This is a genomic window from Arthrobacter sp. efr-133-TYG-120, from assembly GCF_030209785.1.
In the GTDB taxonomy this organism is placed as follows: Bacteria; Actinomycetota; Actinomycetes; order Actinomycetales; family Micrococcaceae; genus Arthrobacter.
This window is the reverse complement of the sequence record NZ_JARVRI010000036.1, coordinates 151912-161841: the sequence shown is the minus strand read 5'-3', so window position 1 is coordinate 161841 and position 9930 is coordinate 151912. Positions and strand designations below refer to the sequence as shown.

General features: G+C 64.5%; 10 protein-coding genes. 4 read left to right on the top strand and 6 right to left on the bottom strand.

Translation table 11 applies throughout. From position 1 onward, the window contains the following. Positions 1-95 precede the first annotated feature (95 nt). Positions 96-512, bottom strand: a complete 417-nt coding sequence (locus tag QRN51_RS19525; protein ID WP_284991503.1) for an MGMT family protein — start codon at positions 510-512, stop codon at positions 96-98. 88 nt (positions 513-600) lie between these two features. Here QRN51_RS19525 and QRN51_RS19520 point away from each other — a divergent pair, with 88 nt between their 5' ends. The 4 genes from QRN51_RS19520 (at position 601) to QRN51_RS19505 (ending at position 4140) form a co-directional block, all read left to right on the top strand. Next, positions 601-1311, top strand: a complete 711-nt coding sequence (locus tag QRN51_RS19520) for a 3'-5' exonuclease (RefSeq protein ID WP_059387510.1) — start codon at positions 601-603, stop codon at positions 1309-1311. Positions 1312-1667: 356 nt separating this feature from the next. After that, the gene (locus QRN51_RS19515) at positions 1668-2621 is read left to right on the top strand and encodes an ABC transporter substrate-binding protein (RefSeq protein ID WP_284751584.1); all 954 of its coding nucleotides are present in this window, start codon (positions 1668-1670) and stop codon (positions 2619-2621) included. An 11-nt stretch (positions 2622-2632) separates the two neighbouring features. Continuing rightward, a complete protein-coding gene (locus QRN51_RS19510) occupies positions 2633-3406 on the top strand; it encodes an amino acid ABC transporter permease (RefSeq protein WP_059387509.1) in 774 nt (257 codons plus the stop codon). Further along, complete coding sequence (locus tag QRN51_RS19505; protein ID WP_284991498.1) at positions 3403-4140, top strand: amino acid ABC transporter ATP-binding protein; 738 nt, start codon at positions 3403-3405, stop codon at positions 4138-4140. The genes QRN51_RS19510 and QRN51_RS19505 overlap by 4 nt, the downstream gene beginning before the upstream one ends. A gap of 87 nt (positions 4141-4227) precedes the next feature. Here QRN51_RS19505 and QRN51_RS19500 read toward each other — a convergent pair whose 3' ends face one another. The 5 genes from QRN51_RS19500 to QRN51_RS19480 all read right to left on the bottom strand — a co-directional run bounded on the left by QRN51_RS19500 (position 4228) and on the right by QRN51_RS19480 (position 9920). Beyond that, positions 4228-5538 (bottom strand): glycoside hydrolase family 3 N-terminal domain-containing protein, encoded by a 1311-nt coding sequence (locus tag QRN51_RS19500; RefSeq protein ID WP_284991497.1) that lies wholly within the window; start codon positions 5536-5538, stop codon positions 4228-4230. Between the two features lie 66 nt (positions 5539-5604). Next, positions 5605-6924 carry a glutamate-1-semialdehyde 2,1-aminomutase gene (gene hemL / locus QRN51_RS19495; RefSeq protein WP_284991495.1) on the bottom strand — a complete coding sequence of 440 codons (1320 nt, stop codon included), beginning with the start codon at positions 6922-6924 and terminating at the stop codon, positions 5605-5607. Positions 6925-6976: 52 nt separating this feature from the next. Then, complete coding sequence (locus QRN51_RS19490; protein ID WP_284991493.1) at positions 6977-8053, bottom strand: LLM class flavin-dependent oxidoreductase; 1077 nt, start codon at positions 8051-8053, stop codon at positions 6977-6979. After that, positions 8053-9033 carry a porphobilinogen synthase gene (hemB, locus tag QRN51_RS19485; RefSeq protein WP_284751590.1) on the bottom strand — a complete coding sequence of 327 codons (981 nt, stop codon included), beginning with the start codon at positions 9031-9033 and terminating at the stop codon, positions 8053-8055. The genes QRN51_RS19490 and hemB overlap by 1 nt, the downstream gene beginning before the upstream one ends. Continuing rightward, entirely contained in the window at positions 9030-9920 is an 891-nt protein-coding gene (locus tag QRN51_RS19480; RefSeq protein WP_284991491.1) for a uroporphyrinogen-III synthase, read from the bottom strand. The genes hemB and QRN51_RS19480 overlap by 4 nt, the downstream gene beginning before the upstream one ends. Positions 9921-9930 lie beyond the last annotated feature (10 nt).

The following is a 9930-nucleotide window of genomic DNA, read 5'->3' as shown; positions in this document are numbered from 1 at the left end:
GGCAGGCGCTTGCCGCGATGGTGCTTGTCGCGATTGTGCCTGCCGTGGCGCGGGCGTTGCTTCCTGCGTTGTTGCTTGAGGTGTCGGTGTTGGACTCACACGGTCATTTCATCATCGGGTACCGACAATTTATGGAGCTGACGCTCGAGTTGCTCAGAGATCGCATCGATACTGTCGAAGTCACGGTCCGTCGGGGCCCACCGGGCGAGGGTCAGGTCAACGCGCCAGCGGCCTTCGCCGATCCGCAGATACTCCGCGTAGGCGCCGTGCAGCGGCGTTCCCTCGTCCAAGTAGTGGTGCAGCGCTTCCGACTCAAGGCCTGGGGGCGCCTCGCCGCTGGCACGCAGTACGCGCCACCAAGCCACGGTGCTTCCGTGGTGGCTCATGACCGATCCGATCTGCCGGGGACCGCCCGAGCCCAGAAGCTCGGCAACATCCCCATAGGACACGGCAACGCCGGGCGGCATGAGATCCACGACGGTCAGCACCGCCGTCACAAACTCCATCCGCATGCCCCCAGCCTATCGGCATGGGCCGCCGGATCGGCGCAGAAGGAGTGTCGCTCCGGTTCTTGTCGGAGGGCGCCGGTAGCGTTGAAGCATGAGCTCCTGGAATACCCTCCCCCGCGCCGCGTTCGACCTTGAGACCACGGGACGGAACTCCCGTTCCGCGAGGATCGTCACCGCTTCGATCACCGTAGTGGACGACGACGGCGGCGTCATCAAGGAACTCGAATGGTTGGCGGATCCTGGTATCGAGATTCCCTTGGAGGCCAGCGAGATCCACGGCATCACCACGGAAAAGGCGAGGGCCGAAGGGCGACCGGCAGCAGAAGTGACGCGCGAAGTTGCCGCCGCACTCCAGGAACTGTTCGACGACGGCGTGCCGGTCATTGCGTTCAACGCGAGCTATGACTTCACGGTCTTGGCCGCCGAATCCGCCCGCTACGGCGTGCCGCAACTGAGCCGTTTCCCCGTGCTTGACCCCTACGTCATGAACAAGCAGGTCGACCGGTACCGCAAGGGCAAGCGGACCCTGACCGCTTTGTGCGAGGAATACGGGGTGAACCTCGATAACGCCCATACCTCCGCTGCGGACGCCCTCGCCACCTTGCGCGTCCTTGATGCCATGGCCGGCAAGTTCCCGAAGCTGCAAATGCCCGCCTCCAAGCTGCATCACCTCCAGGTTGATTGGGCAGCCGCACAGGCCGCCGATTTCCAGAGCTACCTGCGCAAGACCAAACCAACGGCAGTCATCGAAGGCAATTGGCCGGTTCTTCCCCCGGAAGATGCCAGCCGCGGAGACTTCTAAGGCTTCCGGACTTTCAAAACGCCCGTCCACGTGCCGGACGCTTTTCCGGCGTCCGCATGATGGGACGCACGTCACATCGCTGTTGCTGCCTGAAAGCCAGCTGGACGTCAGTCACGAATTCCCCACGATACCCGAGTGACGCGGCACCTCAAGGGCACTTTCCACACTTCGCTGAATTTAATTCGGAGTTTCCGGGAATCGCACGCCTTATCGTCGTCAATTTATGGCTGAATGAGTGGATGACATAATTAAGTTTGGCGGGTCGAGTTCTGATATTGCGGCCCAAACCTGCTTTGGCTGCGTTCCCCGCCCGTCTCGATACGAACGCGTGTTCCCCGATGAAAGTGATTTGCTTGATGAAAATCAAAGCCCTGAAGTGGTTCTCTGCTGTCCCAGTGGCTGCAGTTCTCGCCGTCTCCCTGGCCGCCTGCGGTGGCGGAGCGGGCAGCACCAGCAGCGCCTCGCCGACCGACGCCCTCCAAGGCAGCGACCAGAAGACGCTGGACAAGTACACCACCAAGGACGTCACTCCGGTGGACAAGATCGACAAGTCCAAGCTGGGCCTGATCACCGACGGCACCCTGCGCGTCGGCACGCTCTCGGACGCCCCGCCGAACATCTTCATCGATCCCTCAGGCAAGTTCACCGGCTATGACAACGAACTCCTGCGCGCCGTCGGCGCCAAGCTGGGCCTCAAGGTCGAGTTCGCCTCCACTGACTTCTCGGCGCTGCTCTCCCAGGTCAAGAACAAGCAGTTCGATGTCGGATCCTCCTCGATCTCCACCACGGACAAGCGCCGCGAGACTGTCGGCTTCACCAATGGTTACGACTTCGGCTACATGGCCGTCGTGACCAAGACCGACTCCAAGGTCAAGGGCTTCGCGGACCTCAAGTCCGACGTGCGCATCGGCGTCGTCCAGGGCACCGTCCAGGACGACTACGTCACCAACACGCTCAAGCTTGAGCCGGTCCGTTTCCCGGACTACAACACGGTTTACGCCAACGTAAAGAGCGGCCAGGTTGACGCTTGGGTCGCCCCGTCGCAGCAGGCAACCGGCCAGGTCAAGGACGGCGACAACACGAAGATCGCCGAAAAGGTCGTCAACACCCAGAACTTCACTGCCTGGGCCGTGAACAAGGACAACCAGCCCCTGATCGACGCCCTCAACTCCGGCCTTGACGCCGTGATCGCAGACGGTACCTGGACCAAGCTGACGGCCGAGTGGTACAAGGACCGCCCGACCCAGGCGGAGCAGACCCCTCAGGGCTGGAAGCCGGGCAGCAAGGCCGTCCAGATCCCGGCCAAGTAACCAGGCGTTCCATGGATCTCCAGGAAATCCTCAAGCAACTCGGTGAGACCTTCCTCGATTGGAAGGCGATAGGCGAAGTTATCCCCAAGATGTTCGCCGTCGGCTTGCCGAATACCATTGTCTTGGCCGTCACCTCGGGCGTGATCGGAACTGTGCTCGGCATGGCGCTCGCCTTGATGGGGATCTCCCGGAACCCCGTGGCCCGGTGGATAGCCCGCATATACACCGACGTCCTTCGTGGGCTGCCGCCCGTCCTCACCATCCTCGTGATCGGCCTCGGCTTCGGCCCCATCATCCGTCAGCTGAGCGGCTCCACGAGTCCGTATCCGTTGGCCGTCGCGGCGCTGTCCCTGATGTCGGCGGCGTACATCGGCGAGATCTTCCGTTCCGGTATCCAGAGTGTTGACAAGGGTCAGCTAGAGGCAACGCGTGCCCTGGGGTTCGGCTACGGCCCTGCCATGCGGCTTGTGGTGGTTCCCCAGGGCGTCCGGCGGGTCCTGCCGGCGCTGGTCAACCAATTCATTGCGTTGATCAAGGAGTCGTCGTTGGTCTTCCTCCTTGGCTTGCTCGCCTCAGAGCGCGAGATCTTCCAGATTGGCAAGGATGCGGCCTCCACGAGCGGAAATCTGTCGCCCTATGTAGCGGCAGCAATCTTCTACCTGGCGCTGACCATTCCATTGACGCACTTCGTGAACTGGATTGACCGCCGCCTCAGGACAGGCCGGCCGGAAAAGAAGGAACCGGACGAGGCAGCCGCCGTCGTCGGGAAGGGAGCCCAGGCATGAGCGAATTCGCTTCAGGAACACTGACGGCCAAGAACATCCACTTGTCCTTCGGGTCGAACCATGTCCTGCGCGGCATCGACCTGCACGTCGAGAAGGGCACCACGGCTTCCGTGATCGGCCCTTCCGGCTCAGGGAAATCCACGCTCCTGCGCGTTATGAACCGGCTGATCGAACCCGCCCAGGGCGACATTCTGCTCGATGGCCGTTCGGTACTCAAGGACAACCCGGATGAACTGCGCCGGCGGATCGGCATGGTCTTCCAGCAGTTCAACCTGTTCCCGCACAAAACGGTGGCGGAGAACGTCTCCTTGGCCTTGCGGAAGCTCCGTGGGATGTCCAAGGAGCAGGCGCGGGAAGACGCCTTGGCCCAACTGGACCTCGTAGGGCTCAAGCACAAAGCCGACGTCCGGCCAGCCAACCTCTCCGGCGGGCAACAGCAGCGAGTGGCCATTGCCCGCGCGCTTGCCATGAAGCCCGAGGTGATGTTCTTCGACGAGGCAACATCGGCCCTGGACCCTGAACTGGTCAAGGGCGTGCTCGCGCTCATGACCGATCTGGCCAGGGGCGGCATGACCATGGTGGTGGTAACCCATGAGATGGGCTTCTCAAGGAACGTCTCCGACACCGTGACGTTCATGGACGCAGGCGTCGTCGTAGAGACCGGTTCGCCGGAACAACTCTTCACCGAGCCGCGGACCGAGCGCCTGAAGGGCTTCCTTTCGGACGTGCTCTAGGCCTTAGCAACGGGGAATCCCCGGCTTTCAGACGAAACACCCCTCGTGGTGAGCCGTCCGGTAGCCGGGGATTTTTCGTGGCCGGAGCTACTTCCCGGCCTTCACCTGAAGGACAGTCAAGGCCGCGGCATCCACTGAGTCGCGGAATCCAGGATCGGTCTGCGCCCGTTGCAGCACCTGGGCATACATCGCCGGAACTGAAGCAGTGTCCGCGCACAGAACCATGGTGCCGCCCGCCCCGATGAAATTCGTTGCCCTGTCCCCCATGCTCCAGGGCGACAGCTGCACGGCATTGCACAGATCATCGGACACGATGACGCCGGTGAACGCTGCGTCCGTCCGCAACATGGTGCGCATGATCACCGATGAAAACGGCGCCACATGGTCGGGATCGATCTTGTCGTAGTAGGCGTTCGAAATCATGACCCACCGGAGTCCCCGGTCGATCGCTGCCTTGAACGGCATCAGGTAGGGATCCGTCCGGGTGGTTTCGGTGTCGTGGACGTTCGCGCTGACGTCGGTGTTCAGGCTGACGCGCCCCATTCCCGGAAAATGCTTGACCACCGGCGCCACCCCTGCGTCCCGCAATCCGTCCGCCATCGCGTTCCCATGCTCGGACACCGCCGCCGGATTGAAGCCGTATTCGCGCTTGAACGCCCCAATGGGCTTATTCGAGAGTGCAAATTCGGGGCTGGGCACCGTATCCAGTACGGGTGCCAAATCAACATTCACTCCGGCCTGCAAAAGTTGGGACCCCCAGTTCCGGGCGTCGGCGCGAAGTTGTTCCGGGCTCGAATTCCCTTGGTCCAAGGCTGCGGGAATAGGCAGGAACCCGGGTCCCCGGAGGACTTGAACAGAGCCGCCCTCCTGGTCCGTCGCGACGGACAGCGGCAAGCCACGGCTTGAGGCCGGCGAAATGCCCGCCCTCAGCTTTGCCACAACTGATGCCGTCGCCGCGACCCCTGCCTGGCTTCGTCCGGCCAGATAGATATTGCCCACGTGGTTGTTCAGGAGGTCAGCCACCGCGCTCGAATCGCTTCCGTCGGCCTTGGCCGCCACCATGAACAACTGCCCTACCCTTTGTTCCAGGGTCAGGCCCGCGAGCCGCTGTTCCGGCGTCGGGTGTGGAGGCGGCGGCAAGTCAGTGGGCCCGGCGGGAGTAGCAGAAGCAGGCGGCGATCCCGCGGGCGGCGAGCTGGAAAAACCAGGCGTCGGGACGGCCTGTGGGGCAGTTGGCGTGGCGGGCGGGTCCCCGGCCGCCACCAAACCGCCGTCAGCGGTATCGGCATGCGCAATTCCGGCGAATGCCCCGGCCATCAGGGCGAAAAAGATGAACAGTGGAATTCTGGACGGCTTGAGCAGATGAATCATCGCCTTGTCGATTCGATCGTTGCCCACAGCCTGCTCCCCGGCCGGCAGTGGGCGCAAGGAACAGGCTGCAAAGCATCGGAAAAGCGCCGTAGGTCAGGCTGCGGCCTCCGCGGCCGCCTTGGCCGCAGCGGGAAGGGCGTCGAAAATCCGGTTCATCGCGGCATCGTCGTGGGCAGCGGAAAGGAACCACGCCTCGAAGACCGACGGCGGCAGGTAGACACCGGAGTCCAGCATGGAGTGGAAGAACGGTGCGTAGCGGAAGACGTCCTGGGCCTGGGCGTCGGCGTAGTTGTGGACTCCGTTGACCGACGTACCGAAGGCCACCGAGAAAAGGTTCCCTGCGCGCTGGATCGAGTGGTCCACGCCTGCGGTGTCCAGCGCCGATGAGAGTGCCGCCGAGAGTTCCAGCGAGCGGGCATCCACGAAGCTGTAGACCTCCGGCGTCGCGAGCGTCAGGGTGGCGACGCCGGCGGCCATTGCCACAGGGTTCCCGGACAAGGTTCCTGCCTGGTACACCGGGCCAAGGGGCGCAAGGTAATCCATGACGTCGGCACGTCCGCCGAGCGCCGCCGTCGGCATCCCGCCGCCGATGACTTTGCCGAAGGTCAGCAGGTCCGGCGTCCAGCCTTCCTGGCGGCCTGTGAGGCCCCAGTAGCCCGCGTAGCCGGTGCGGAAGCCGGTGAGCACTTCGTCCAGGATCAACAGCGCGCCGTGTTCGCGGGTGATGCGGGACAGGCCTGCGTTGAAGCCGTCGTTCGGCGTGACCACGCCCATGTTGGCGGGAGCGGCTTCGGTGATGACGGCAGCGATGTTGTTGCCGTGCGCAGCAAAAGCGGCTTCCACCGCACCGAGGTCGTTGTACGGCAGGACGAGGGTTTCAGCGGCGGCAGCTTCGGTGACACCGGCTGAACCGGGCAGAGCCATGGTCGCAAGGCCCGAGCCAGCCGCGGCGAGCAGCCCATCGAGGTGACCGTGGTAGCAGCCGGCGAACTTGACGATCAGGTTGCGGCCAGTGAACCCACGGGCCAAGCGAACGGCGGTCATGGTGGCCTCGGTGCCCGTAGACACCATGCGGATGCGTTCGACGGCGGAGACGCGTTCCTTGACGATCGCGGCGAGGTTTGCCTCATCGGGCGTCGAGGCACCAAAGGACAAACCGCGGTCGACGGCGGCATGGACGGCGTCGAGGACTGCCGGATGTGCGTGACCCAGGAGCGCCGGACCCCATGAGCAGACGAGATCGACGTATTCGCGGCCATCTGCGTCGGTGAGGTAGGGACCCTTCGCCGAAACCATGAACTTCGGGGTGCCGCCGACGGAGCCGAAGGCGCGCACCGGAGAGTTGACGCCGCCGGGCATCAGGGATCGGGCGCGGTCGAACAGCTGGTCGGAGACAGGGGTGTTTGAAGTCATGGTGTCCATTCTTTCAGGGATTCGGGACGGTTCAGGCACCGAAAAAGTGGGCTCAGGCGTCGGCAAGCTGCTCGGCCACCAGTGGGGCCACCACAGTGCCGAAGAGTTCGATGCAACGCATCATGGATTCGTGGGGCAGGGTTCCGTTGCTGTATTTGAGGTCGAAACGGTCAACGCCGAGGTTCCGCTTCAGCAGGACGATCTTCCGGGCGACCGTTTCCGGGGAACCGACATACAGGGCTCCTTCGGGTCCGCACATGGCGTCGAACTCGCCCCGGCTTGCCGGTCCCCAGCCGCGTTCCGCGCCGATGCGGTTTCGCTGGGCCAGCCAATGCGGGAAGAGTTCCTCCCGGGCTTGCTCGTCGGTTGGGGCAACATAGCCAGGCGAGTGCGTGGCAATTTGCTGCATGGGGTGCCCGTATTTTTCCATTGCCTCGCGGTAGAGCTCCACGAGCGGGGCAAAGCGGCGCGGTTCCCCGCCGATGATGGCGAAAATGATGGGGTAGCCGTATTGGGCGCAGCGCAACACTGATTCTGGAGTACCGCCCACACCGATCCACGTTGGCAGCAAGTGGTGTTCCAGCGGCGGAAAGACGCTCATTCCGTTCACGTTCGGCCGGGTGCGGCCTTCCCAATGCACCGGCTTCTGCGCCCGGACCTTGTCGAAGAGTTCCAGCTTCTCCTCGAACAGGACTTCGTAGTCGGCCAGATCCAGGCCGAACAGCGGGAACGATTCCACGAACGAGCCGCGGCCCAGCATCACCTCCGCACGACCATTGGAGAGCGCGTCAACGGTGGAGAAGCGCTGGAAGACCCTGATGGGGTCGTCGGAGCTGAGCACGGTGACGGCCGAACCGAGCTTGATCTGCGATGTCCGGGCTGCCGCGGCCGCGAGGAAAACTTCGGGCGCCGAGACGGCGAAGTCGCGCCGGTGGTGCTCCCCCACCCCAAAGGCGTGAAGCCCGACGGCGTCCGCCAGCTCCGCTTCCGCCAGCAGCTCCCGCAAGACCTGGGCATGCGGTTTCGGGTTGCCGTCGGCGTCCACCCCGGCGTCACCGAAAGTATTCAGCCCGAGGAGGATCTCCGCGGCTCCGACAGGGGCCGTGGGAGTGGAAGCGGTATCGGTCATCAGGACTCCTTAAGCCAGCCGGCAAGTTCGGAGGCCCAGTACGTCAGCACCATGTCGGCGCCGGCCCGCTTGATGCCGAGCACGGATTCTGTGATGGCGCCGCGGCGATCGATCCAGCCGTTCGCGGCGGCCGCTTCGATCATGGCGTATTCACCGGAGATTTGGTAGGCCGCCACGGGTACCGGGCTCATGGCTGCGACGTCGGCGAGGATGTCCAGGTAGCTCATGGCCGGCTTGACCATCACCATGTCAGCGCCTTCTTCGAGGTCGAGTTCCACCTCGATGATGGCTTCCCGGCGGTTGGCGGCATCCATCTGGTAGGTCCGGCGGTCACCCTTGAGCTGCGAGTCCACGGCTTCGCGGAAGGGGCCGTAGAAAGCGGAGGCGTACTTCGCCGCGTAGGCCAGGAGCGCGGTGTTCTGATGTCCGGCCTCTTCAAGGGCCTGGCGAATCACGGCGATCTGGCCATCCATCATCCCGGACGGCCCCAGGACGTGGGCACCGGCGTCGGCCTGCGCTACTGCCATTTGGGCGTAGATTTCGAGGGTGGCGTCGTTGTCCACGTAGCCGTTGGCGTCCAGGACACCGCAGTGGCCGTGATCGGTGAATTCGTCGAGGCATACATCGCCCATGACCACCAGGTCATCGCCGACTTCTGCGCGGACGTCGCGGATGGCCTTGTTCAGCACGCCGTCGGGATCCAGGGAAGCTGTGCCGCGGGCATCGCGGACTGCCGGAACACCGAACAGCATGATTCCGCTGACACCCAATTCCACGGCTTCGGCAGCGGCGCGTTTGAGCGAGTCCGTGGTGTGCTGCACGACGCCGGGCATGGAACTGATCGGAGCCGGTTCGCTGAGTCCTTCGCGAATGAAGGCGGGCAGGATGAGGTCGGCGGGAGCCAGCCGGTGTTCGGCGGTCATCCGGCGCATGGCGGGGGTGGTGCGGAGCCGGCGGGGCCGGTGGTTTGGAAAGCTCAACTTTCGTTCCCTTCGGTGTCGAATACGGTGCGTAGGGCGGCCACGATGCCGGCGGGTGTGGGTTCCTTGGCGGTTGCCGCGACCGGGATGCCGAGGGCGGCCGCCTCTGCCGCCGTCGAGCGCCCGATCGCAATGAAGCGGCAATCCCGCAGCGGCGCCAATGAGGCGTGGATGCGGCGGGCAGCGCTGGGTGAAGCGGCGACGACGGCGTGGAGCCGTCCGCCGGAAAGCTCGGCCTTCGCGGCTTCCGGGGTGAGCTCCGGCGCCCCGGCCCCGCCCGCGTGCCAGCCGTTCGCTGCTGCCAAGGCGGCAGTCAGCCGGCGTTCGGGGGCCGCAGGGTAGTCCACGGTGTGGTAGGCCGTCACTGCCTGGACCGAGGCCCCCTTGGCTTCGATACCGTCCAACAACATCGCGTCGGCAATGTCCGCTTGGGGCAACAGAACGTTGGCCGGGCCTGTCGGCCAGGCGGAGACGAGTCCTGCGGCCGACTGGACGTCCTCCGGCGCGAGGTCCACCGGAATGCCTTCCGCCTCGAGGACCCGCCTGCTCGACGGACCGATCGTCGCGATCCGGACGGACTCCGGAATCAGCTCCTTCAGCTCCAAGCGCCGCTCTGCTGCCTTTTCCTTCAGGGCACGCACCGTGGTGATGCTGCTGACCACCAGCCAGCTGTACGCTCCCGCACGGAGCGCGTCCAAGGCGACCTCAAGGGAATGCTGGTCGCGGGCACGCTCGAAGTCGATCAACGGCAACAGGAGCGGCTCCGCGCCGGCTTCGCGCAGGGCGCTGACCAGCGGGGCGGCACGATCCGGGCTGCGCGTCACAAGAATCCGGGCGCCTTCAAGGACCCGGGCCTCTCCCGACTTCACCGCGCTGTGCCGTCCCATGGTCTCCTGT